Origin of the sequence: Sphingomonas sp. (assembly GCF_042091075.1) — a bacterium.
Taxonomy (GTDB): Bacteria; Pseudomonadota; Alphaproteobacteria; order Sphingomonadales; family Sphingomonadaceae; genus Sphingomonas.
Window position 1 is genome coordinate 1 of sequence record NZ_JBELIE010000001.1, and the last position, 24,294, is coordinate 24,294.

Here is a 24,294-nt window from a genome sequence, read left to right on the forward strand (position 1 = left end):
TTTTTCGACGCCGATCACCCCGCTACCGGGGTCCCTTTTCCACGCCGATCCACACCTTTGCCGCGTTAGACTGCGGATTGCTGGGGCTGTCGGTAGACAGCCTCTATTCGCATCTCGCCTGGGTTCGTGCGATCCGACAGAAGTTCGCCGTCACCATCCCGTTTCCTATCGTCGAGGATCCGTCCATGGCGATCGGCCGCGCCTATGGGATGATTGAGCCGCATTCGGACGATTCATCGGCGGTGCGGGCCACCTACTTTATTGATCCCGAAGGCGTGATCCGGGCGATGACGTGGTATCCCCTGAATGTCGGGCGCTCAGTCGACGAAATGCTCCGTATGGTCGCTGCGCTCAAGCGAACGGCTGCTGACGATGTGTTGGCACCCGAAGGCTGGCATCCGGGCGATGACCTGCTTGTCACTCCGCCGCAGGATCAACACGCCGTGCTGGCCGGAGATGACGAACACTGGTTCTATCAGACGACGGCGGACGCGAAGTGACGCTATATTCCTCTCGGTCTGCAGCAGATGTCGCCGCTGAGCGCCTCAAGATTTACGCCCAGCCGCAGCGGCTGATGATCCTGTCGCGGCTGATCGATGGCGAACACACCGTGAGCGAGATCGACGAGGCGACCGGAATCGGCCAGCCTGCGCTCAGCCAGCAGCTCGCCGAACTACGGCGCGCAGATATCGTGAAGACGCGTCGCGCCTCAAAGCAGGTTTACTATCGGCTCGCTGACGAGAACGTGATGGTTTGCGTCAAAGGCATCGAGGCGATGTTTGGTGGTGATGGCAACGCAGCGGGTGCGCTATCGCTTGCTCTGGTTGGTGCAAACCCTGTTCGGCCGGTCTCCCGACCGAAGGGTGCAGCAGCCTTCGCACGGGTGGGGTAGCATGGTCGTCAGGGCTATCGAGAATTCGGCAAGCGCGTTAGTCTGTTTGCCACCGAAACAGACCACGGAGTGACGGTATTTTCAGACCGCATCTATGGTGTGGTCTAAGCCTTCCTAGCCGCCGAAAAAGCGACGAACGGGGCGAAAGGTAGCGATTGATCTGGAAATGCGAGTGTCTGGGAGGGACGTAAAAATCCCAATGAAATCAACAGCCCGACTTTTTGACGGCATGTGCAGCGGCATTCGAAAACTGAAAAAATATTTTGATTAGGAAAATCAAGAAGTTATGGTGTCGGCGCACAATCGAGTGGGAGTGAGGGGTAGTAGAAACGGCGGTGTTCGGCGGTAAAAGTGCGGGTCTAGACATCGAGCTCTGGCGATAGATTTCGATTGTAAAATGGCCAAATGAGTTGAAAGCGATAGATCACGCTAGACGCTTCTAGCCAGACTTTTGAGCGCCTCGCTGTCCTCTCACTCGCCTTCTGAAAACTCCAGTTTAAGCGTAGCGCGCAACCCTCCGCCAGGTGCATCATCCAGTTCAACAGTGCCGCCGTAAAGTGCTGCAAGGTCTCGTGAAATAGCGAGGCCGAGCCCACGACCGGCCTTGGTTTCGTCCAGTCGGGTGCCAATCTCAAAGACCGATGCCCGTTGGTCGGGTGAGATGCCGGGGCCATCGTCAACGATCGAGATAATCACACATTCGTCGGTTGCCGATGCGCCGATGGCTATCGTGCGAACGCACCATTTGCAGGCATTGTCGATCAGGTTCGAGAGCATTTCTGCCAGATCGGAAGGGTCGCAGTTTACCTCAATGTCGGTGGGGACATCGATCCGGAACACTAGGCTGCGCTCGACATTCAGTCGCTGCATCACGCCGACGATCTGCGTCACAAGTGCCGAGACATTGGCGAGGCAGCCGGTTACGCGCGTCCCCGCAGCGCTGGCGCGCGCCATGTGAAAATCGATTTGGCGTTGCATGCGATTGCACTGCGCCTGAATGAAGTCTGCGGATACTTCCGGGTCTTTGTCGCCGAACTGGTCGGCTTCGCTGCCGATCAGTGCCAGTGGCGTACGAAGACCGTGCGCAAGGTTGCCTGCGGACACTCGAGCGCGCTGGACGATTGCCGCCTGCGCATCCAGCAACGCGTTCATTCGCGCGACCAGCGGGGCAAATTCGCTCGGCACGTCGGTCGGCAACCGGGCTAGTTTGCCGCGGCGTAGCAGGTCTATATTGTCGCCAATCACGCGAACCGGGCGCAGACCATAGGAAATCTGCAGGGTCGCGCCGACGATCATTAGTGCCGCGAAAACCGACAGCGATAGCGCCAGATCGCGGTTGAAGTGGTCGATCGCCGTTTCGATCAGCCGCCGGTCAATGGCGATGGTGTAGTGCAGCGGCGAGGACATTCCGGCCACCGGGCGAGTGACGCCGAGTTCGAGCACCTGGCCTGTCGGCCCCACGTTCCAGCCCGACTGCGGCTCCGCGCGTGTCGCAAACTTGCCCTGCAAGGTGGCGTTTCCCAACGTCGTGGACGTAACCCGCGTCCTCCCCGGTTCCTCGATTTGCCAGTAAAATCCCGATCCGCTTTCACGAAAACGCGGATCGGACATCGGCCGTTGGAGCTTCGGTCGACCGTTCGGCCCGATCTCGGTCAGGATCGCAAGCTCCTTCAGATGCCCGGTCAGGTCGGCGCGATATTGCTCGGTCGTGTGCCAGCGATACAGACTGGAAATGAACCCTCCAGCGATAACAGTCGCTAGGCTGACCCATAGCAGTGCAGCAAACAGAAAACGCAGACGCAGGCTTTTAAAATCGGCGGTCATAATGCCTCCAGCCGATAACCAATCCCGCGAACCGTCTTGATGCGGTCCCTGCCAACCTTGCGGCGCAGGCGGCCTATATGCACTTCAACCGTATTGGGATCGCGCTCGGCCTCGAGCGGGTAGAGATTGTCGAGGATGGCCGCTTGGCCTAGCACCCGCCCGGCGCTGTAGATGAGCAAGGAAAGCAATCGGAATTCCGTACCGGTCAGGTCGATTGCATGGTCATCGATGAAGACCTGTTTGAGCGCCGGGTCGAGCGAAAGGGCGCCGACCTGCAACCGGCTTGCGCTATGCCCCGCCGCGCGTCGTGCGAGCGCATGCAGCCGCGCCACAAGCTCTTCGATGCGCACCGGCTTGACGATAAAATCGTCGGCACCGGCGTTCAGCCCCTCGACCTTGTCCTGCCAGCTACCGCGTGCGGTGAGGATCAGCACCGGTGTCTTTAGGCCGCGCGTACGAAGCAAGCGGATCAATTCCAGCCCGGTCATACCCGGCAGCCCGAGATCGACCACGAGCACGACAAAACCGTCGAACGCAAAGCCGGCCGCATCTTCAGCGGTGCCGACGATCTCCGCGGTCATGCCGTGCCGCGCAAGGCTAGACGCCATGCGCGAGGCAAGTTCCGCCTCATCCTCGACAATCAACACGCGCAATCGACGTCCTCCTTGATGGCGGTTCTAGACGAGCTTGCTGCCATTTACCTGTCAATCTGACAGCTAATCGACAGCTTGCCGACCTAGAGCGGCGACCATGAAGCAGAATCGCAACTTGATCGTGACCGGAGTGGCGACACTCGCCGTGGTGCTTGCCGGGATGTGGTGGATTAGCGGTACGCCTGCACCGCCGCCAGCAGAGGGCGCCGCCGCGTCTGCACCGACTTCCAAGGCGCCGCCCGGCACGATCAACATGACCGCCGATCAGATTGCCCGCTTGGGCATCGCGCTGGCACCGGCGGCGCAGGCTGGCGTTGTGCCCTTGGCCAGTCTGCCTGCCATGATCGTGCCGCCCCCCAATGCGCGCGTGGCCGTTGCTGCTACGTTCCCCGGCGTCGTGACGCGTACGCTGGTGATCGAGGGGCAAGCCGTCCGGCGCGGGCAGCCGCTGGCGATCATCGCGAGCCGCGATGTGCTGATGATGGGGGCAGAGCTTGCCCGGTCGCGAGCGCGCCTCGGTTTCGCGCAATCCAACGCCAGCCGTCTGGGGCAGCTCAGTAGAGAGGGCGTGATTGCGGGATCGCGCTCGGACGAGGCGCATGCCACGCTTCGCGAGGCGCAAGTCGATGTGACCGAGAAAGGCCGCATCCTGGCGCTCGCTAACGCATCGGGAAGCTCTGGAACCTATACGCTGGTCGCGCCGATCAGCGGTCGCGTAACGACGGCCAGCCTGCAGGCAGGCAGCCCGGTCGATGGAACGTCGGCGCCCTATGTCATCGACGCTGCCGATCGGTACGAGATCGAGGCGCAGCTTCCCGAGCGGTTGGTCGGGTCGGTCAAACCGGGCATGGAAATCCGGCTGGGCGACAGTATGGGCGGCACCGTGACCTCGGTCGGCGCGACGATCGATCCGGCGACGCGATCGGCGATGTTGAAGGCAACGATCGCAGCGGGGCCGAACGCAGGACAGGGCGTGTTGGCGACCGGCAAGGCGACGACGATCGTCGTGTTCGCCCCGGCGCCTGCCGGCGCCGTTGTCGTGCCGACCACCGCGGTGACGTCCATGAATGGCGGCGACGTCGTTTTCGTCCGAACGTCACCTGGATTCATCACGCGACGGATCGTCAAGGGCGGCAGCACAGGCGCAAACGTGGTCATTCTGTCCGGACTGACGGCTGGCGACCGGGTGGCTGTCACCGGCACGAGCGAGCTGAAGTCGCTCGCCGACGCTCGCTAGGACAGCCGCCATGCTTCGCTCCCTCGTCGCGACCTCGCTGTCGTATCGGCTGCTTGTCCTCGCCTTGGCCGTGCTCGTCGCCGCGCTGGGTGTGGTCGCGTTCCGCAGCTTGCCGGTCGATGCCTATCCCGACATTGCGCAGACTCAGGTCAAGATGATCCTGAAGGCGCCTGGCATGACGCCGGAAGAAGTCGAGAGCCGCGTCATCACGCCGATTGAACGGGAAATGCTCGGCATTCCCAAGCAGGCGATCCTGCGATCGACCGCCAAATATGCCATCGCCGACATCACTATCGATTTCGTCGACGGCACCGACATCTACTGGGCGCGCCAGCAGGTAGCGGAGCGGCTGACCGGCGCACTTGCCGAAATGCCCACTTCGGTGAGTGGTGGGCTCGCACCGATCTCGACGCCCTTGTCAGAAATTTTCATGTTCACGGTCGATGGACCGTTGGATCTCACGGCCAAGCGCGATCTGCTCGACTGGACGATCCGGCCCGCACTGCGCACGGTACCGGGCGTCGCGGATGTCAATTCGCTTGGCGGGTTCGTCAGGACCTTCGAAGTCCGGCCCGATCCCGTCGCGCTGGCCAGCGCCGGGTTCACGATCGCCGATGTGCGCAATGCCATCGACAGCGGCAACCGCAACGACGGTGCTGGTCGGCTCGGGCAAGGTGAGGAAGCGTTGATCGTCCGTGCCGTGGGCGCGGTGCAATCGATCGATGACCTCAAGGTGCTCGTGCTTGCCAACCGCGTCGGTAAGGTCGTGCGGCTGGGCGATGTCGCGACGGTGTCGATGGGCAGCCTGACGCGGTATGGCGCGGTGACCAAGGACGGCAAGGGCGAGGCGGTCGAAGGCCTGGTCATCGCGCTGCGCGGTGCGGATTCGCGCCAAGTGGTCGCTGGTGTGCAATCGCGGCTCGATGAACTGGGTAAGTCGCTGCCGACAGGCACGTCGGTAAAGGTCTTTTACGATCGGTCCGACCTGATCGGGCGCGCGATCGGCACCGTCGAGGAGGCGTTGTTGGAGGCGACCGTGCTGGTGGTGATCCTGCTGATCGTTTTCCTGGGCGATTGGCGCGCGGCAGCGATCGTCGCGGTGGTGCTACCGATGGCGGCACTCATCACCTTCCTGCTGATGCGGGGCGTAGGGCTGACCGCCAATCTGATGAGCCTTGGCGGGCTTGCGATTGCTTTGGGGATGCTGGTCGATGGCGCGGTCGTCGTCGTCGAGAATATCGTCGAGCGGCTCAACAGCGATCCGGACGACGGGCGCCCCCGGCTGAACGCTGTGTTCCGTGCGACCAATGATGTGATCGTGCCGGTTTCGGCGGGCATCATCATTATCGCGCTCGTGTTCCTGCCGTTGCTATCGCTGGAGGGGCTGGAGGGAAAGCTGTTCGCACCGGTCGCGCTGACGATCGTGTTTGCGCTTGTTGGATCACTGCTGCTGGCGCTGACGCTGGTGCCGGTGCTGGCATCCTACGGCCTGAAGAGCGCGCATCACGGTGAACCGTGGATCATGCGCCAGCTTGCCCCACGTTATCACTTGCTGCTGGAGGGTGCGTTTGCCCGCAAGCGCCTAGTCTACAGCCTGGCCGGCGTCGCGCTGGTCCTCGCCGGCGCCGCCTATACGGCGGTGGGCAAGACCTTCATGCCCAATATGGACGAGGGATCGGTGATCATGCAGCTCACCAAGCTGCCGTCGATAGGCCTTGATCGGTCGCTCCAGAATGATCTCGCGGTGCAGCGCGCGGTATTGGCGTCGGTGCCCGAGGTGTCGGGGTTCATCGCCCGCACCGGCTCCGACGAACTCGGCCTCGACCCCATGGGGCTCAACGAAACCGATGGCTTCATGACGCTGAAGCCGCGGTCGCAGTGGCGTGGCGACAAGGAACTGATCATCAACGATCTGCGCAAGACGATGGAAAAACTGCCAGGTATCTCGCCGAGCTTCACCCAGCCGATCGAAATGCGCGTTTCGGAAATGCTTACCGGTGCGCGCGGCGATCTTGCCGTCAAGATTTTCGGGCCCGATCTGAAGACTCTGTCGAGCCTTGCCGGGCAAGTAAAGACCGTGCTGTCCCAAGTGCGCGGCGCATCCGAAGTGATGACCGTCGCCAACGACAATGTCGGCTATCTTCAGCTCGACATCGACCGACTGGCGGCGGGGCGGGCCGGGATGCCAGTCGGCGACATGGAAGATGCGATGCGCGCGCAGCTGGAAGGCATGCCCGCGGGTGTTGTCGCCGAGGGACAGAAGCGCGTCCCAATCATGATTCGCGGCGACAATGTCGTGCGCAACGATCCTGCGCTGTTCACGGATCTGCAACTGCGCACGCCTGCGGGAACGCTTGCCCGCGTCAGCGACATGGCACGCATCAGCCGGATCGAGGGACCGGTAAAGGTATCGCACGAAAACGGCTCGCGCTTTGCTCTGGTGCAGGCGTTTGTGTCGGGTCGCGATCTGGTCGGCTATGTCGATGAAGCCAAGGCGAATGTCGCGGCCAAGGTCGTGTTGCCGCAAGGCTATACACTCGTTTGGGGCGGCCAATTCGAGAATCAACAGCGGGCGTCGGCGCGCTTGCTGCTGGTCATCCCGGTCGCGCTGCTGCTCATTTTCTTCGTGCTTTACGCCACGCTGCGCTCGGTCCGGGCGGCAGTGCTAATCCTGCTCAACATCCCGTTCGCGCTAGTCGGCGGCATCGTCTCGCTGTGGCTGTCGGGTTCATATCTGTCGGTGCCGGCCTCGGTCGGTTTCATCGCGCTGCTGGGCATCGCCGTGCTGAACGGCCTCGTGCTTGTCGCCTATTTTCGGCAGCTGCGTGCCGAGGGCCTGAGTATGGCCGATGCGGTGCGGCGCGGTGCCGAACGGCGGCTGCGCCCGGTGCTGATGACGGCGGCGATCACCGCCTTCGGGCTGGTGCCGTTGCTGTTCGCCACCGGGCCTGGATCGGAAATCCAGCAGCCGCTGGCGATCGTCGTGATTGGCGGGCTGATTACGTCGACATTGCTGACCCTGATCCTGTTGCCGATCCTGTTCGAACGCTTCGGCGAGGCCCGCGCGGAGGCGATAAATGGCTGAGCTGCTCGTCACCTTTTATTGCGCGAGGGGCGACTTGGACATCTTGGTAACGGTGCTTCGCGCGGCGAGCGGCGTGCCGCTCCATGTCAGCCATGACCAAGTCTTCGGCCATGATTTTGGCGACGCGCGCACCGCAGAACAGGTGCGCGGCAGCATGGACCGTGCGGCGATCTCGCTGACGAGTTCCGAAGCCGCGCTTGATGACCTCGTCACGGCCGTAACCGAAGCCCGCAGGGCCATGCCTGTGCGCTGGCACGCGGTCGCCCTGGCAGCACGCGGAAGGATCGAATGACAATGTCTTACAGGTTGGCACTGCTCCTCACCGGCAGCATGCTCGCCGCCACGCCAGTGCTTGCGGAGCGGAACGATTTGCCGCCGTCTGACGCGGTGGCGCAGGCGCTGGATAATGCGCCCGGCGTGCGTGCGTCGGTGGCGCGGATCGATTCCGCCAAGGCTTCCGAGGAAGCGCTGCGCGCTGGGCCGTACGAAGTCACGGTGAGCGCCAGTGCGATCCGGCGCTCGGTCACGCGCGAACGCGACTATGCGGAGTTCGACGCGACGCTATCGCGCCCGTTCCGCATGCCGGGCAAGGCGCGGCTCGATCGATCGGCCGGGGCGCTCGGCGTCGAGGTCGCGTCGAATAATGCTGAGGACGCCCGACATCAGGCGGCGTTGATGCTGTCGGGCCTGTGGCACGACTGGCTCCTCGCATCGGCACTGAACCGCAATGACCAGACGAACATCGCCAATTACCGGCAGGCGCTTGTCGCGGTGAAGCGCCGGATGGCGCTGCGCGATGCGGCCGCGCTCGACGTGGATCAGGCGCAGTCGGCGCTGTCGCAGGCGACCGCGCAGGCGGCGCAGTCGCTGAGCGCGGTCAGTCGGGCGCGGCTCGCGCTCGCAACCGAATTTCCGCAAGTGCCGCTCGGTGACGCCGCGCCAGACCTCGCGCTGCCCGAAATGCCCGATCAGCCGTTACACACGCTACGCGATCTGGTGCTCGAACGTAGCCACGAAATTCGCGCGGCCGACCGAGAGGCGCAGCGGTTGGCCGTCCTTGCGCGGCGCGCGAAACTCGACCGTGTCGCTGATCCATCATTCGGCGTCCGCCTATTCAGCGAGCGCGACGGGCTCGAGCGCGGGGCTGGCTTAGTTGCATCAATGCCCTTCGGCGGCAGCCACCGTAGCGCGCTGGCCGATCGGGCGTCATCCGATGCTAATGCCGCGATGATCGATGTGGAACGCGTCCGCCGGTCGATCACCGTGATCGCCGACACCGACATGAGCGACAGCTCCGCATTGTTCGATGCCTGGCGCGCCAATCGTGATGCTGCCGATAGCGCCGCAGCCGCCGCTGCGCGCACGCGGCGCGGCTATGAGGTGGGCGTCATCGATTTGACCGACCTGCTTTATGCCCAGCGTCAGGCCAATGATGCCCGCCGCGGCGAGATCACCGCGCGGGCAGAGGCCGCCCGGGCATTGCTGAAGCTCCGGATCGACTCTCACACGATCTGGGCTCCAACGGGCGAAGCAGACTGAGCCAACTGCGGCGCTATCGCGATCAGACGGCCTTAGCTAGCTATCACCAGCTATTCGCTTCCGGATTACAGCCTGATTAGACTGCAGTGCCGACGAGTGCGCCGATGCCGGCGGTCAGCCCCATCGCCAGTGCTCCCCAAAACGTGACGCGCGCTGTCGCCTTCCAAACGGGCGCTCCACCAACATGGGCGCCTACCGCACCCAGTAACGCGAGAAACAACAGCGACGCGGTTGCTTCGATGATCACCAGCCGGCTGACCGGCGCGAAGATCACGATCGCTAGTGGCAGAGCGGCACCTGCCGTGAACGTTGCGGCAGAGGTAAGCGCGGCCTGAATTGGACGCGCGGTCGTCATCTCGGATATGCCAAGTTCGTCATGCGCATGCGCCGCGAGCGCATCCTTCGCCATCAGTTGCCGCGCGACGGTGTCGGCGGTTGCCGAATCGACGCCGCGCTTCATGTAGATCCCGGCGAGCTCCTGGATTTCCCCGTCGACGTCGGTGGAGAGTTCTGCGCGCTCGCGCGTCAGATCGGCCTGTTCGGTGTCGGATTGGGAGCTGACCGAGACATATTCGCCAGCAGCCATCGACATGGCGCCAGCAACCAATCCTGCGGCCCCTGCGATGAGGATGTCACTTGGCTTCGCCGCAGCAGCCGCCACGCCGATGATCAGGCTGGCGGTCGACACGATGCCGTCATTGGCCCCAAGTACAGCGGCGCGGAGCCAGCCGATCCGCGATACCAGATGTCGTTCGGGGTGCAGGTGGAGCCTAGTCATTGCCGCGTTCGCCTCTTTCGGAATTGCCGCCTTCGCCAGCCTCGGCGTGAGCGCCGGGGGTAAATGCCAGAGGGTCGAACTTCGTCACCGTATACGCTGAGCCAGCGATAATGATCGCTGCGACGGGGAGCGCCAGAGAGGTCGGAGGAAGAGCATCGCTGACGCCGGGGTGAAGATCGGCGCTCTTTTTGCCGGTGATGAACGCCCCGATCAGATTGTCCTTCGTCAGCAGCGACATTGCGATGACCGCGATGACGTGCAGCGCGATGAGGCCAAGTAGAACATTGGCCAGCGTCTCGTGCAGACCGCCTTCGGCCTCACCCTGCATCGCGGCGCCGCTATAAGCGATCCCGCCGACTGTCCCGAGAAGGGCGATGATCGCGATGCCGCCAAGTGCATTATGGCCAATCGATCGCTCAGGCTTTCCCGAGAGAAGGCCGCCGATGTGATGCGCGATCTGGCTAGGTTTCAGGAAATCAGAGAAGCGTGCGTGTTCCCCACCGACGAAACCCCAGACCAGTCGGAACGCAATCAGGATCGCGGCGACCCACCCGGCAGGGACGTGCCAAGGCGCAAGCGCGCTATCTTCTTCTGACGACAGGAAGGCGACGAGGATTGTGGCGACCAGCAGCCAGTGGAACAGGCGCACGGGCAAATCCCAGACGCGAATGCGTACGGCAGAGCTTGATTGTGCAGACAGGTGATCGGTCATTTCTATTTGCTCTTGCGTTGGAGGGGCTGGATGATAGCCGGACGGGTTAGGTCGTCACCCAGCCGGCCTTTCAGCGACGGTCGAGGTCCATTACTTTGGTCCAGGCCCGGCCAAAGTCATCGATGAACTTGCGACTTGCATCGTCGGATGCATAGACCTCGGCCACGGCGCGGAGCTCGGAGTTCGATCCGAACACGAGATCAACTGGCGTCGCCGACCATTTGCGCTGTCCGCTCACCCGGTCACTGCCGATATATTTACCTAGTTCGCGATCAGATTTTGCCCACTGCGTACGCATGTCGAGCAGGTTTACAAAGAAGTCGTTGGTGAGGACCCCCGGGCGGGTAGTCAGCACACCGTCCGCCGACTGGCCGCTGTTGGCGTTAAGCGCCCGCATGCCGCCGACCAGCACGGTCATCTCAGGGACGGTGAGCTCGAGCAGCGTCGCTCGTTCGACCAGCATCTCTGCAGGGGAGCGCGTGTTGACGGTAGAATAGTAGTTGCGGAACCCATCGGCGGTTGGTTCCAGCGGCGCGAACGACGCAGCGTCGGTCTGCGTTTGCGTCGCATCGACTCTGCCCGGTTTGAAGGGTAGCGATAGATCTGCGCCGGCCGCCCGCGCCGCCTGTTCGACGCCGGCGTTGCCGGCCAGCACGATCATGTCGGCAAGCGAAATCTGGCGGCCCCCAGGAGCGCGGCGGTTGAAGTCGGCGCGCATGGCGTCGAGCCTGGCGAGCACTGTCGCCAGTTCGGCCGGATTGTTCGCGAGCCAATGGATTTGCGGCTCCAGCCGCAATCTCGCACCGTTGGCGCCGCCACGCATATCGGTGCCGCGATAGCTCGCTGCCGATGCCCATGCCGTGCGGACCAGCTGGGACACCGTGAGTCCTGAGGCCAGCACACGCACCTTCAGCGCGGTCGCGTCGTCTGTGTTGATCGAAGCGGCGGCGGCCTGTGGCAGCGGGTCCTGCCAGATGAATTGCTGCGCTGGAACCTGCGGCCCGAGATAATGCGAGCGCGGTCCCATGTCGCGGTGGATGAGCTTGAACCAGGCCCGGGCGAACGCATCGGCGAACTGGTCGGGATGATCGTGGAACCGCATCGCGATCACCCGGTAGGCCGGGTCTTCTTTCAGCGACAAATCGGTCGTGAACATGATCGGGGCGTGAGTCAGCCCGGCGACATGGGCGTCGGGCACCAGGCTCGTCGTGTTCTTGTCGCTGGGAACCCACTGGATCGCTCCCGCTGGGCTCTTTGTCTTCACCCAATCGAAGGTGAAGAGATTGTCGAGATATTGGGTCGTGAAGGCGATCGGATTCGATGACCATGCGCCCTCCAGTCCGCTGGAGACCGTATCTTCCGCATTGCCCTTGCCGCAGCTGTTCTTCCAGCCGAAGCCCTGCTGCTCGACTGCGCCGGCAGCCGGTGCAGCGCCGACGCAGCCGGATGGAGCATGGGCGCCGTGCGCCTTGCCGAAGGTGTGCCCGCCGGCAATCAGCGCGACCGTTTCCTCGTCGTCCATGGCCATCCGGCCGAACGTCTCGCGGATGTCGCGCGCAGCGGCAATGGGATCGGGATTACCGTTGGGGCCCTCGGGATTGACGTAGATAAGACCCATCTGCACCGCCGCCAACGGTCGGCTGAGCTGGCGATCGCCGCTATAGCGCTTGTCGTCGAGGAACTTCTGCTCCGGGCCCCAATAGACTCGGTCCGCCTCCCAGTCATCGCGCCGTCCCCCGGCGAACCCGATCGTTTTAAACCCCATGGACTCCAGCGCGACGTTGCCGGACAGCGCCATCAGGTCGCCCCACGAAATCTTGCTGCCGTACTTCTGCTTGATCGGCCAGACGAGCCGCCTTGCCTTGTCCAGGCTGACATTATCGGGCCAGCTGTTGAGCGGCTCGAAGCGCTGCTGTCCACCCACCGCACCGCCGCGCCCGTCGGTAACGCGGTAGGTGCCCGCGCTGTGCCAGGCCATGCGAATGAAGAAGGGGCCGTAATTCCCATAGTCGGCGGGCCACCACGACTGCGATGTGGTCAGCACCTTGCGGATGTCGGCCTTCACCGCCTCGAGATCGAGCGTGGCGAAGGCCGCTGCATAATTGAAATCATTGCCCAACGGATTGGACGACGGTGATTGCTGGCGAAGCGGGCTTAGGTCGAGGCGGTCCGGCCACCAATCCTGGTTCGTCATCGTCGCGTCCGCAGACTCGACTCCAGCCTGGGCCGATGCCTGCGACTTTGCGGCGGGGGCAGCTTGCGCCTGGGCAAACGTCAGCGGCAGAAGCGCGCATGACAGGCTGGCGATGATCTTTACGGTCTTGGCACCCATGATCCGACTCCTCAAAGAATGCGCGCCAGAAAGGCGCTGCGTCGGAGTCGGAATGGACGCCGTTCCTGACGAAGGCCTGACGGCGGGGGCGATCAGCGGGTCGGGGGCGATGCGAACGTAACGCAGAACAGTGCGCCGCCGCCAGAGACGTTCTCGACCGTGATTGTCCCGCCATGCGCTTGAGCAAGCCGCTGGACGATGCCGAGCCCGAGCCCGGCACCATCGGTCGTTCGTCTATCCTTACGCCAGAAGCGCTCAAAAATATGTGGCAGGTCTTCGTCAGCGATGCCGGGCCCGTGATCGCGGACGCTGATCTGAGGGCCCGGGCCCGCAGTCACCTCGATCGGCTTATCGCCGGGCGCATGGGCGCGCGCGTTGTCGATCAGATTGCGATAGATGCGGTAGATGGCCTCCGCATGGCCCAACGCCCGTGTGTCGCCGACACTCTCGAACTGCAGGTCGCGGTTTTCTTTGAACACCTTGGGAGCCATCGCGGCGACGATTTCGCGACCGATTTCCGCTAGATCGACCGTCGTCTCGGGCTCGACCGCCATTGCGTCGGCTTGCGCCAGATCGAGCATCTGGCCGACCAGGCGCGTCATATGCTGTGTATCGGCTTGCAGGTCGTCCCGCTGTGGGCTGGGCGGCAATCGGTCGAGCGACAATTGCATGATCGACAGGGGCGTGCGCAATTCGTGCGCGGCGTTGGCGGTGAACCCGCGCAGAATCGCCATTGTCTCGTCGAGCCGGGTCAGTGCACGGTTGACGGCACGGACGAGCGTATTGACCTCGCGCGGCTCGGGTGCCTCCGACAGGCGTAGCAGGACGTTGCCCGGATCGAGCGCATCGACTTCGGCCTCGGCGCGGCGTAGCGGATGAAGAACGCGGCGCACCGCAAAGACATTAAAGAGTAGCAAGAGCAGCGACAACGGAATCAGCGGCAGGAGGACGTGCTGGACAATCTCGTTGGCGATCACTGGTACAAAAGGCCGAATACCATCACCTTCGAATTGCATGAACAACCACCGCTGCTGGCCGTCCTGCGTGACCGACCGAACGCCCGAAATACGAAAGCCGCTGGGAACGCGTTCGCGGCGGGTCCAGTCCATCAGGACGCCAATGGGAGCATCGGCGCGCGATAACGCAGAAAATAGGCCACCGGAATTCGGTTCGATATAGCGCGCCGCCCAGTGCTCCGCCCCAGGCGGCCCCGCAAGCAGATCGGGAGTCAAATCGGTCGACCGCTCCGCCTTGCTGGCCTCCAGCGTGAGCAACTCCTGCGCCAGCGATTCCGGTTGGCTGCTGTAGGTGACGACGACGATGCCGACATCGAGCAGCGCGAACAGAAGGGTGAAGGCGGCCAAGCGTGTCGCGATCTGCCGGAACAGCGTTGGCCCGACCGGTCCCTTCTTGCTGTTGCCTGCTCTATCCATAGATAGTGACAGGTGCGAAGAGTGCATAGCCGACTCCGTGGACCGTGCGAATCTGAACGTCGGCTCCGGCTGAGGTAAGTCGTTTGCGCAAACGCGAAATGCATGCCTCAAGCGCATTCGGCGTCACCTCGACATCCATCGAGTAAAGCGCGCCCTCAAGGGCTGGCTTGGCGACCACATGACCCGCTCTGCGCAGCAAACATTCGAGCAGATCGACCTCACGTGGTGTCGCCTCGACAGGAACGCCGGCCACGGCGACGCTGCGCTCAGCAGAATGCAGGATCACGTTTCCAACCGCCAGCTCGGTTCCGAGCGACGCGCCCGGTCGCCGCAAAAGCGCGCGGCAACGCGCCGCCAGCTCTGGAATCTGGAACGGCTTGACCAGATAGTCGTCTGCGCCCGCATCTAGGCCCAGCACTCGATCATCGAGTCCGCCGCGCGCTGTCAGGATCAGGATCGGCATCGTATCTTGGCGCCGCCGTAGCGCGCGGACCAGATCGAGCCCCTCGCCGTCGGGCAGGCCGAGATCGAGCAGCAGCAGGTCGTAATCGTTGAGCTTCAGCGCATGTTCCGCCCCGTCAACCGTTTCGCACCAGTCAACGGCGAAGCCCTGACGGTCGAGACCCTCGCGGATCAGGCTCGCCAGACGGGCATTATCTTCAACCAGCAACAGGCGCATTGTCGATGTCCGTCCCTTCTGCCACCCGCTTGTAGCCAGTAATCATCGCGAGTGGCAGGTTCTCGCGGTGACGGATGCTTTCGACGATCGCGCCAATGACGTGGAGCGCGACTGCCCCGATTAACACGTTGGCCGTAATCTCATGCAGGGTCTCGACCCACGCGACGCCCCAGAATGCATCGAGGCCCATCATCCATCCGGTCGAGCCCACCGTAGCCAGCAACACCAACAGCAGCACGATCATCGCCGCCCCGGCTGGGTTGTGGCCGACATAGCGCGGCTCGCGCTTCCCAAGCATCGCGGCGAAATAGCCAAGCAGCCGACGCGGCCCGGGCACGAAGCTCGCAAAGCGGGCATGCCCTCGCGCGATTACGCCCCAGCCTAGCCTGATGATCAGCGCGGCGATGACGGCATAACCAACATAGATGTGCGGGTTCTCCGCGTGCCGCAAGAATGTTAGGTTGGCGATGACGCCGCCTGCGACGGTCCAGTGGAAGATGCGGACGATCGGATCCCACACCCTGACCCGGCGGGGGGCCGGGCCAGGGTTGGTCGTGGCGGCGACGGGGGCGGTCGCTGCCACGATCAGTCGATGTTGTTCTGGACGACGGCGCCGGTCACCGGGTTGAAATAGACCTCGGCGCGCTTGCCATCCTTGGTGTGGGCATAGATTTCGTAACAGCTGCCCGAGACCTGGAAGACCTTGATGTCGCGGTAGCCCATCTTGGCAATCTTCGCCTTCATCTGCGCCTGCGTGAGCCATTTGGCTGGCGGGAGCTTGGTGCAGACCGGGGCGGCGCTTGCGATCGTGGCGACCGAAAGGGCAGAGGCGGTCAGGGCGAGCTTGAGCAATGTCGAACGCTTCATGGGATAGTCCTTTGTGATTGGGCGGTGTGTGCCGACCCGGCGCAATCCAACTGCGCCCGGCAACTGACGAAAAGCTGACGGATCGCGAAAAATGCGTGGCCGTTAAATTTCCGACTCTCTGATCGCTGCGTCAGCAATGTGTCAGGAGATCCTTGCACAAGCCGCTCGTCGCCGCTGTCGGCGCGTATCGGAGAGACATCATGAACCGTACCCTGTTCGCTGCGGCTGCCAGCGTCGCCGTCCTTATGTCCACCAGCGCGATCGCCGCGCCACCGGAGGGCAAGCCGCTTTCACCGCAGACCCGCACAAACCTAGAAGCTGCGATGCACGGGGAGGCGTATGCCAACCTCAAATATCTGCGTTACGCAGACCAGGCTGAGGCTGCAGGCAAGCCTGCGCTGGCGAAGCTCTTCCGCGCTTCCGCCAATATCGAGGCGATCGAGCATTTTGATCGCGAGGCACAAGCGCTGCAGCTTGGCGGCGCGAACAGCGCCAATCTCGGTGACGCAATGGCCGGCGAGCATTACGAGAACGTCACGATGTATGTGAACTTCGCCAAGCAGGCTGAAGCCGATGGCGATCGCAAGGTCGCGGCGATGTTCCGCCAAATTGCGATCGATGAAGGCACTCATTACGATGCCTATAAGGCAGCACTGGCGAAACTGGCCGTCAAGTAGGCGAGCAGCCCTTTTAACCGGAAATGCGAAGCCGGATGTTGCCGCCTTGGGCAAGCTCACACTGTGGATTATCGCGCATCTCAGATGCGCGATAATCCACAGTGTGCGACGAGCGGTTTTTCAAAGTTTTCCGATGGGTCGCCATCAAAGACCCGCTATTATCGGCTGGCGCACGCTCGCTGGTTTCGTCGCTTCCTCTACTCGCTTACAACCCGAGCAGATCGACGCTGACGGTATTTTTGAGCGTGACTTGGGTTCGGACGTCAGAACTAGAACGGCGAACCGAGAGCCGATAGTAGTCGATAGATGGCTTGGGCCGGCGGGTGGAAATTCATCAACGATTTCAATAGCGTAAATTTCTGACGGATCGCAGGCCGGTAGTAGTTCAGCGAAAATATATTTTCATGAGTAAATTCAATTGGTTGACATAGAGGCAAACAATCGAGTGGGAGTGACGGATACAAACGGCGGCGCCGCGCACTACCAGGATGACGTGCAGCCCATTCGATGGGGTGGGAGTGCACTGGCGTAGAATGGCGTGCGCCAAGGCGGGGCTGCTTTACGCCCCCTATAAGATGTTCGCCTGATAGCTGTTCGCCATCAGCGACACATGCGCCTCCAGCAGGGGCCGCAGTTCGAACGCCTTTGGCTCCCGCGCCAAATCCACAATCGCAGCAGCCGCCAATCACTGCGCCGCGCCTCCGCAACGGCCCGCTCATTACGCGTGACGTGAAACGGGGTGCGCTCCCAGCCATTGGTCGTCTTCACCTCGATCAGCCGATCGCTGCCGTCAGTGTCGAAGCTCAGGATGTCATAGCCAGCACCATCGCCATCGACGGGAGGGTGGCTTGCGCGAGCAGGAACCACGCCGCTGCGACCACGCTCACCTCCGATTGATGCGACGTGCCCTTGTCTACGGAACCGGGACCGGATATGTCACAGTATATCATATCTCGAATGGTGCCTTTACATCCATGTCCTCTTCACCGCTCCCTTCCGCTGGTCATCGCCTCCCGGTCACCGTTTTGTCCGGTTTCCTGGGCGCGGGCAAGACGACCCTGCTGAACCACATTCTCGCCAACCGCGAAGGCAAACGGGTGGCGGTGATCGTCAACGACATGAGTGAGGTGAACATCGATGCCGATTTGGTACGCGGCGGCGTGGAAGGGTTTCAGCGCACGCAGGAGACACTGGTCGAGATGACCAATGGCTGCATCTGCTGCACGCTGCGCGACGATTTGCTGAAGGAGGTTCGCGCGCTCGCGGAGGCGGGGCGGTTCGACTATCTCGTGATCGAGAGCACCGGCATTTCCGAGCCGCTGCCCGTCGCCGCCACCTTCAGTTTTCGTGACGAGGATGGCGAGAGTCTGGGCGATGTCGCCCGGCTCGACACGATGGTGACGGTGGTCGACGCGGTGAACCTGCTCGCCGACTATTCGAGCCAGGACCTTCTCAGCCATCGTGGAGAGACCGCGGGCGAGGGCGACGACCGCAGCCTCGTGTCGCTGCTGGTCGAGCAGATCGAGTTCGCCGATGTGGTGATCGTCAACAAGGCGAGCGACGTCAGCCCCGAACAGCTAGCGGTGGTGAAACAGGTGGTCGCCTCGCTCAACGCCGATGCGCGGATCGTTACCGCCGACCGTAGCGAGGTGCCGCTCGACACGATCCTGGACACTGGCCTGTTCGACGAGGAGCGCGCGGAGGAGCATCCGCTCTGGGCCAAGGAGCTGTTCGATTACGCCAGCCATCGTCCGGAGAGCGAGGAATATGGCGTGGAGAGTTTCGTCTACCGTGCCCGCCGGCCGTTCGACCCCGGAAAGCTGCACGCCTTCCTGACCGGCGGCAAGGCGCTCGACAAGGTGATCCGCGCCAAGGGGCATTTCTGGCTGGCGACGCGCCCCGATTTCCTCGGCGAACTCGCCAAGGCGGGGCATCAGAGCATGGTGTCGCGGATGGGCCGCTGGTGGGCGGCGGTGCCGAAGAACCGCTGGCCGGAGGACGGCAGGTTCGAACAGTTCGTGCTCAAGCATTGGGACCCGGTCTGGGGCGACCGGCGGCAGGAGCTGGTGTTCATCGGAATCGACATGGACGAGGCCGCCATCCGGCGGGGGCTGGATGCGTGTCTGGTGGCCGCGACCGCGTTCACGCCCGCGCTCTGGGCCGGTCTGCCCGATCCGTTCCCGAGTTGGGAACCGCGGCTGGAGGCGGCGGAGTGAGCGTCGCCGCCGCTGTGGAGCGGGGCCATGCCGTCGCGGACGAAGACCCGTCGGTGCTCGATCGGATCATGGCCGAGGGCGTTGAACTCGCCGTCTGGCGCCGTTCCCGCCCGACCGCCCTTGCCTGGGTCGACGCGCTCGCCTGGAACATGATCGACGATCTCGACTTCCCGATCGCCCTGTCGGCGATCGATCACGAACTCGCCGAAGGTCTGGCGGAGGCCGGCTATCCGGCAGGGGGTGGCACCGTCGCGTTACGCGAAGACATCGCCGCACACGCGCGCCGCTTCGCCGCTATCATCGGATGCGATTCCGTTCGGCTCCGGCTTGAGGTGGTCGAGACCGACGCTTGCCGCCGGTTCCACGCGGATCTCGTGCCCGCGCGCCTGCTGACCACGCTGGTCGGGCCGGGGACGCAATGGATCGAGGCCGGGCTGCCGGAGCAGATTCACCAGCTTGCGGCCGGTGATGTCGCGATCTTCAAGGGGCTGCGGTGGGTGGAGGAGCCGGTGATCCTGCACCGTTCGCCGCCGGTCACCGCCACCGGCGACACGCGCTTGCTGCTCGCGATCGACCCGTTCGACCCTCATCAGGACGATGCGCATGGCTGAACGACTCCGGCTCCGCAGCTATGAGGATTGGCACCATTGTATCACGCAGCTGTGCCGCATCCCGCTCACCATTGGCTATGTCGAGGCCCGCATCGCCGAACTTGACGACGCCGGCGCCTATGAGACGCAGCGTTTCGTCCAGTTGTGGGGCGAGGCGCATCTGACGCGCGTGAAGAAATGGTTCCGTCAGGCGCGCGAGGATCTGGCCGGGGGCGTGGCATGAGCAGGCTTTTCGCCGGGCCGCAGTCGCTGATCCCGGTCTCTGTCCTCACCGGCTTTCTTGGCAGCGGCAAGACGACATTGCTCAACCATCTGGTGCGCTCCCCCGAGATGGCGCGCGCGCTGGTGATCGTCAACGAATTCGGCGCGGTCGGCCTTGACCACGAACTGATCGCGCGATCGACCGAGGATCTGACGATCGAGATGATGGGGGGCTGCCTTTGCTGCACCATCCGTGGCGACCTGCTCAGGACGCTGCGCGACGCGCCGTGGCGCTTCGCGCGCGAGGGCAGGTGTTGGTTCGATCGCGTGGTGATCGAGACGACCGGCCTCGCGGACCCCGCACCGATCCTTCACACGCTCATGACCGACAGCGATCTGGCAACGCTCTACCGCCTCGACGGTGTGATTGCGACGGTCGATGCCGCAGCGGGCATGGCGACGCTCGATACGCAGGAGGAAGCAATCAAGCAGGCGGCGATGGCCGACCGTATCCTGTTGACCAAGACCGATCTCGTCGCGGAGGAACAGAGCAGGCGGCTTGAAGCGCGGTTGCGGGTGCTCAACCCGGCGGCCCCGATCGTGCGGGCAGTGAACGGGCTGGTCGACGCGGCATCCCTGTTCGATGCCGGGCTATACGACCCCGCAAGCAAGACCAATGATGTCCAGCGTTGGCTTCAGGCCGAAGCGTATGAAGACCCGCACCATCATCACCACGATCATGACCATCGCCACGGACACGCGCATCACGATCATGACGTGAACCGGCACGATGATCGCATTCACGCCATCTGCCTGACGTTTGACGAGCCGCTCGATGCCGCGGTGTTCGATCGCTGGCTCGATATCCTGATCACCTTCAAGGGGCCGGATATCCTGCGGGTGAAAGGCATCGTCAATCTGGCGGGCGAGCCGAAGCCCGTCGTCATCCACGGCGTCCAGCACATCTTTCATCCGCCTGTCGTGCTGGAGGACTGGCCATCGCAGGATCGACGCACCCGGCTCGTCATCATTGCCCGAGACCTCAGCGCTGAGGAGCTGCGCGGCACATTGGCGCTGCTGACCAGCGATCTCAGGCGATACGATCTGCCGGATTATATCGACGATCTGCTGAATGACCGTGTGCCGCTGGTGGGGGAGGCGTGGTCATGACGATGTTCGCCACCCGTGTGACTGTCGAACCGGTCGAGCGTGGCGATCAACGCGCAACTCGCGTCGACGCTGCCGGCTTCGCCAATCCGACGCTTTGCTGACCGTGGCCGCTGTCGCTCGACCCTTGGACACCGTGATGAGCAGGCCTTCGGGGACGACCAAGAGGCGATCGCGCGGAGAAATCGAAACGCTGTTGCTTGAGTTGCTCGCGGCGGCCGACAGACCGCTGAGCGCCTATGCCCTTGCCGATCGGGCGACGGCCGCCGGGCATCGCACCGTGCCCAATCAGGTGTATCGCACGCTGGAGCGGCTGACGCGCGAGGGGCGTGTTCATCGGCTGGAATCGATGTCGGCCTTTATCCTCAGGCGCGGTCAGGCCGATGTCAGTCTGATCTGCGACGATTGCCACGCGGTGCAGACACTCGCCGCCGCCGAGCTTGTCGCGCGGCTGTTGCGATGCGCGAGATATACGGGTTTCGAGGGGCAGAAGGCTGTGGTCGAGCTGCATGGCCGCTGTGCCGATTGCTCCACCAGCTATCGCGTCGCTTGAGCATAAGCTGCAAATCGGAAAAAAGGATGCCGAATGGCGGATGATGATAGTGGCAGCCCGATGCTGAGCAATTTCGAGGACCCGGATTTCGTCGCCAACTACGCCGAAGTGACGAGCCGCTTCGTGCCGGGCCGCGACGCGCTGCACCGGACGACCGCCATCCTGCTGGCCGAGCATGCTCCGGCGGACGCTCATGTGCTGGTGGTGGGCGCGGGCGGCGGCCTTGAGCTGAAGGCGCTGGCCGAGGCTCAGCCCGGCTGGACGTTCGTCGGCATCGACCCGTCGCCTGACATGCTCCAACTCGCCGAGCGGACGCTCGGGTCGCTCGCCCCCCGGGTGACGCTGGTGGAGGGTTACATCGACGATGCTCCCGCGGGGCCGTTCGATGCGGCGACCTGCCTGCTGACGCTGCACTTTCTTGACAGGATCGAGCGCGGGCGGACCGTGCGGGCGATCCACGATCGTCTCAAGCCCGGCGCACCGTTCGTTGCCGCGCACGGCAGCTTTCCGCAGGAGCCTGCCGCTCGGTCACGCTGGCTGCGGCGCTATGCCGATTATGCACTCGCTTCGGGCGCCCATCCCGAGCAGGTGGCAACGGCCCACGCGGCCGTCGCGGCGAGCGTCACGATGTTCGCGCCGGACGAGGACGAGGCGATGCTGCGGGAGGGCGGCTTCGCTGACGCCGAGCTGTTCTTTGCCGCCTTCACCTGGCGCGGCTGGGTCGGCCATGCGTAGGACGGCGGATCGCGTTCCTGTACGGCGAAGATATTGGAGAAGACGCGCACTCCGCGCCGTTCTCCCGATCGCGATACTGGCCGGTCAACCCGCCCGCGCGCAGCAGGCGGTAGCGGATGGCACATGGGCAGTGCCGGATCACACCCAGGCCACGTCCGACGATATCGTCGTGACGGGGCGCGCCGCGCGCCGGATCGGGGACACGCATTCGGCCAGCGACGGCACGCTCTCTGGCGAGGAACTGCGCCAGCGGCCGGTGTTGCGGACCAGCGAACTCGCCGAGGCGGTGCCGGGCCTGCTCGCCGTCCAGCACTCGGGCGGCGGCAAGGCGGCGCAATATTATATTCGCGGCTACAGCCTCGACCACGGCACCGACTTCACGATCGCGATCGACGGCATGCCCTACAATCTGCGCAGTCAGGCGCACGGGCAGGGCTATCTCGATCTCAACGGCCTCATCCCCGAGGTCATCGGCAGCATGGAGTATCGCAAGGGGCCGTATCGCGCGCAGGATGGCGATTTCTCGCTGGTCGCGTCGGCCTCGCTCAAGACGCTGGACCGGATCGCGCGCCCTTATGCGTCGCTGGAAGCGGGCAGCTTCGGCTATCTGCGGCTGGCCGGGGTCGGCTCGCTGCGGCTGGGCCAGGGCGATCTGCTGTTCGCCGGCGAACTGAAGAAGAACAATGGCCCCTGGGCACTGCCGGAGCGGCTGCGCCATGGTTCCGCACTCGTCAAATATACGGTCGATACCGACCTTGGCACGCTGCGTGCCAGTTTCTCGGAATATGACGCGAGCTGGCAGCCGACCGAACAGATCCCGGTCCGCGCGATCGGCACGCTGCTGCCCGATCGCTTCGGCACGCTCGACCCGTATCTGCGCGGCAGCACATCGCGGCAGGTGGCGACGCTGCAACTGGACGGTGAGCACTTTTCGGCGGTGGCCTATGCGCAGCATTACGACTTCGATCTGATCTCGAACTTCACTTTTTTCCTCGACGATCCGGTCAATGGCGACGAGTTGGAGCAGGCTGAACATCGCTGGACCTACGGCGGTCGTATCAGCCGACGCTTCGGATTGACCGATCACCTGCAGCTCACGCTCGGCGCCGACGCGCAGGCAGACCGGATCGACGATCTCGGCCTGTATCATACCCTGCAGGGCCGCCGGATCGGTACGACCAGCCTCGGCGACGTGCTCGAGACTTCCTATGCCGGTTATGGGGAGCTGCGCTGGACGCCGTTGACGTCGCTGACACTGACGGGCGGCGGCCGCTATGACCATTATCGTTTCCGTCAGACCGCGCTGGCCGGCGCCGCGACCAGCGGGGTGGTCAGCGACGACATCTTCACGCCCAAGTTCAGCGCGGCGTTGAAGCTGCTGCCGGGCATCGCGCTCTATGCCAATTACGGCCAGGGTTTCCATTCCAACAGCGCACGCGGCGTCGTTGCGGCGGCGGACCCGACCCCGGGCCTGGTGCGCGGCACGACCTATGAGGTCGGCACGCGCATCGAGCGCGGACCGATCGTGTTCACCTTCGATCAGTGGTTCGCGCGATCCGCGGGCGAGCTCGTCTATTCGGGTGACGATGGTACCGTCACCCCGTCCGGTCCCAGCAAGCGGCGGGGCTGGGAAGCGACGCTGTATGTTCGACCGGCCCGCTGGCTGTCGCTCGATGCAATCTACGCGACCAATCACGCCCGCTTCACCGATGCGCCCGGCTTTGACCGTATCCCCAATGCACTCGAGTCCGCCGCCTCGCTAAGCGCGACCGTTACCTATGACGACATCAATGCAGCACTTCGTGTTCGCCGCATCGGCCCACGTCCGCTGATCGAAGACAATAGCGTTCGTGCGCCAGCCACCACCGTCGCCAATTTTCATATTGGCAAAAGGTTCGGACGCTTCGAAATCGGCGCCGACCTGCTCAACGTCTTCAACACCAGGCGAGCCGATGCAGATTATTACTATGCCTCGCGCCTGCCTGGCGAACCATTTGACGGCGTCGAGGGTATCCACAGTCGATCGGTCGAACCGCGCCAGGTCCGGGGCGGGGTGAAGATCACGCTGTAAGGCGCCACATAAAGCGCCCGAGTATCCCGTTG

General features: G+C 63.6%; 24 protein-coding genes. 14 read left to right on the forward strand and 10 right to left on the reverse strand.

Annotated features, from left to right (window positions below):
- Both ACFDSW_RS00005 and ACFDSW_RS00010 read left to right on the forward strand, forming a co-directional pair.
- Window positions 1-500, forward strand: a 500-nt coding sequence (locus ACFDSW_RS00005) for a redoxin domain-containing protein (protein ID WP_375248227.1), incomplete at its 5' end; no start/stop codon positions are given.
- Complete coding sequence (locus tag ACFDSW_RS00010; RefSeq protein WP_066667256.1) at window positions 497-892, forward strand: metalloregulator ArsR/SmtB family transcription factor; 396 nt, start codon at window positions 497-499, stop codon at window positions 890-892. The genes ACFDSW_RS00005 and ACFDSW_RS00010, both read left to right, overlap by 4 nt.
- A gap of 471 nt (window positions 893-1,363) precedes the next feature.
- Here the strand turns inward: ACFDSW_RS00010 and ACFDSW_RS00015 are convergent, their stop codons facing one another.
- Together ACFDSW_RS00015 and ACFDSW_RS00020 are read right to left on the reverse strand one after the other, a co-directional pair.
- Complete coding sequence (locus tag ACFDSW_RS00015) at window positions 1,364-2,716, reverse strand: HAMP domain-containing sensor histidine kinase (RefSeq protein ID WP_216313892.1); 1,353 nt, start codon at window positions 2,714-2,716, stop codon at window positions 1,364-1,366.
- Window positions 2,713-3,363: a response regulator transcription factor gene (locus tag ACFDSW_RS00020; protein WP_301183860.1), complete on the reverse strand. Its 651-nt coding sequence runs from the start codon at window positions 3,361-3,363 to the stop codon at window positions 2,713-2,715. The genes ACFDSW_RS00015 and ACFDSW_RS00020 overlap by 4 nt, the downstream gene beginning before the upstream one ends.
- Window positions 3,364-3,466: 103 nt before the next feature.
- On the opposite strand from ACFDSW_RS00020, the gene ACFDSW_RS00025 reads away from it, so the two are divergent.
- Genes ACFDSW_RS00025 through ACFDSW_RS00040 form a run of 4 tightly spaced genes read left to right on the forward strand, consistent with a single transcriptional unit; the run spans window position 3,467 to window position 9,230 of the window.
- Window positions 3,467-4,606, forward strand: coding sequence for an efflux RND transporter periplasmic adaptor subunit (locus ACFDSW_RS00025; RefSeq protein ID WP_216313888.1), 1,140 nt, complete (start codon window positions 3,467-3,469; stop codon window positions 4,604-4,606).
- Window positions 4,607-4,616: 10 nt separating this feature from the next.
- Window positions 4,617-7,691, forward strand: a complete 3,075-nt coding sequence (locus ACFDSW_RS00030; RefSeq protein ID WP_216313886.1) for an efflux RND transporter permease subunit — start codon at window positions 4,617-4,619, stop codon at window positions 7,689-7,691.
- Window positions 7,684-7,983, forward strand: coding sequence for a DUF3240 family protein (locus ACFDSW_RS00035; protein WP_216313884.1), 300 nt, complete (start codon window positions 7,684-7,686; stop codon window positions 7,981-7,983). Before ACFDSW_RS00030 ends, ACFDSW_RS00035 begins: the two co-directional genes overlap by 8 nt.
- A 2-nt stretch (window positions 7,984-7,985) precedes the next feature.
- The gene (locus ACFDSW_RS00040) at window positions 7,986-9,230 is read left to right on the forward strand and encodes a TolC family protein (protein WP_216313979.1); all 1,245 of its coding nucleotides are present in this window, start codon (window positions 7,986-7,988) and stop codon (window positions 9,228-9,230) included.
- 76 nt (window positions 9,231-9,306) lie between these two features.
- On the opposite strand, the gene ACFDSW_RS00045 is transcribed toward ACFDSW_RS00040, so the two are convergent.
- From ACFDSW_RS00045 to ACFDSW_RS00075, 7 genes are all read right to left on the reverse strand, one after another.
- Complete coding sequence (locus ACFDSW_RS00045) at window positions 9,307-10,008, reverse strand: VIT family protein (RefSeq protein ID WP_216313883.1); 702 nt, start codon at window positions 10,006-10,008, stop codon at window positions 9,307-9,309.
- Window positions 10,001-10,720, reverse strand: coding sequence for a cytochrome b/b6 domain-containing protein (locus ACFDSW_RS00050; RefSeq protein WP_216313881.1), 720 nt, complete (start codon window positions 10,718-10,720; stop codon window positions 10,001-10,003). Before ACFDSW_RS00050 ends, ACFDSW_RS00045 begins: the two co-directional genes overlap by 8 nt.
- A 70-nt stretch (window positions 10,721-10,790) precedes the next feature.
- Window positions 10,791-13,052: a catalase/peroxidase HPI gene (gene katG / locus ACFDSW_RS00055; protein ID WP_216313879.1), complete on the reverse strand. Its 2,262-nt coding sequence runs from the start codon at window positions 13,050-13,052 to the stop codon at window positions 10,791-10,793.
- Window positions 13,053-13,144: 92 nt separating this feature from the next.
- Window positions 13,145-14,416, reverse strand: coding sequence for a sensor histidine kinase (locus ACFDSW_RS00060; RefSeq protein ID WP_375248228.1), 1,272 nt, complete (start codon window positions 14,414-14,416; stop codon window positions 13,145-13,147).
- Between the two features lie 61 nt (window positions 14,417-14,477).
- A complete protein-coding gene (locus tag ACFDSW_RS00065) occupies window positions 14,478-15,164 on the reverse strand; it encodes a response regulator transcription factor (protein WP_216313877.1) in 687 nt (228 codons plus the stop codon).
- On the reverse strand, window positions 15,145-15,747 hold the full coding sequence (locus ACFDSW_RS00070) for a cytochrome b/b6 domain-containing protein (protein ID WP_253204273.1): 603 nt from the start codon (window positions 15,745-15,747) through the stop codon (window positions 15,145-15,147). The genes ACFDSW_RS00065 and ACFDSW_RS00070 overlap by 20 nt, the downstream gene beginning before the upstream one ends.
- Window positions 15,748-15,749: 2 nt before the next feature.
- Window positions 15,750-16,031 (reverse strand): PepSY domain-containing protein, encoded by a 282-nt coding sequence (locus ACFDSW_RS00075; protein ID WP_216313875.1) that lies wholly within the window; start codon window positions 16,029-16,031, stop codon window positions 15,750-15,752.
- 200 nt (window positions 16,032-16,231) lie between these two features.
- Between ACFDSW_RS00075 and ACFDSW_RS00080 the strand changes: the two genes are divergently transcribed.
- Window positions 16,232-16,708 (forward strand): ferritin family protein, encoded by a 477-nt coding sequence (locus ACFDSW_RS00080; RefSeq protein WP_375248229.1) that lies wholly within the window; start codon window positions 16,232-16,234, stop codon window positions 16,706-16,708.
- Between the two features lie 600 nt (window positions 16,709-17,308).
- Here ACFDSW_RS00080 and ACFDSW_RS00085 read toward each other — a convergent pair.
- The gene (locus ACFDSW_RS00085) at window positions 17,309-17,575 is read right to left on the reverse strand and encodes a DUF3883 domain-containing protein (RefSeq protein WP_375248230.1); all 267 of its coding nucleotides are present in this window, start codon (window positions 17,573-17,575) and stop codon (window positions 17,309-17,311) included.
- Between the two features lie 107 nt (window positions 17,576-17,682).
- Here ACFDSW_RS00085 and ACFDSW_RS00090 point away from each other — a divergent pair, with 107 nt between their 5' ends.
- The 7 genes from ACFDSW_RS00090 (at window position 17,683) to ACFDSW_RS00120 (ending at window position 24,262) form a co-directional block, all read left to right on the forward strand.
- A complete protein-coding gene (locus ACFDSW_RS00090) occupies window positions 17,683-18,924 on the forward strand; it encodes a GTP-binding protein (protein ID WP_375248231.1) in 1,242 nt (413 codons plus the stop codon).
- On the forward strand, window positions 18,921-19,535 hold the full coding sequence (locus tag ACFDSW_RS00095) for a DUF1826 domain-containing protein (protein WP_375248232.1): 615 nt from the start codon (window positions 18,921-18,923) through the stop codon (window positions 19,533-19,535). The genes ACFDSW_RS00090 and ACFDSW_RS00095 overlap by 4 nt, the downstream gene beginning before the upstream one ends.
- Window positions 19,528-19,758: a hypothetical protein gene (locus tag ACFDSW_RS00100; protein WP_375248233.1), complete on the forward strand. Its 231-nt coding sequence runs from the start codon at window positions 19,528-19,530 to the stop codon at window positions 19,756-19,758. Before ACFDSW_RS00095 ends, ACFDSW_RS00100 begins: the two co-directional genes overlap by 8 nt.
- Window positions 19,755-20,906, forward strand: a complete 1,152-nt coding sequence (locus ACFDSW_RS00105) for a CobW family GTP-binding protein (protein WP_375248234.1) — start codon at window positions 19,755-19,757, stop codon at window positions 20,904-20,906. Before ACFDSW_RS00100 ends, ACFDSW_RS00105 begins: the two co-directional genes overlap by 4 nt.
- A gap of 136 nt (window positions 20,907-21,042) precedes the next feature.
- Window positions 21,043-21,456 (forward strand): Fur family transcriptional regulator, encoded by a 414-nt coding sequence (locus ACFDSW_RS00110; protein ID WP_375248235.1) that lies wholly within the window; start codon window positions 21,043-21,045, stop codon window positions 21,454-21,456.
- 33 nt (window positions 21,457-21,489) lie between these two features.
- Window positions 21,490-22,191: a class I SAM-dependent methyltransferase gene (locus ACFDSW_RS00115; protein WP_375248236.1), complete on the forward strand. Its 702-nt coding sequence runs from the start codon at window positions 21,490-21,492 to the stop codon at window positions 22,189-22,191.
- A gap of 130 nt (window positions 22,192-22,321) precedes the next feature.
- Window positions 22,322-24,262 carry a TonB-dependent receptor gene (locus tag ACFDSW_RS00120; RefSeq protein ID WP_375248237.1) on the forward strand — a complete coding sequence of 647 codons (1,941 nt, stop codon included), beginning with the start codon at window positions 22,322-22,324 and terminating at the stop codon, window positions 24,260-24,262.
- Window positions 24,263-24,294: the final 32 nt, after the last annotated feature.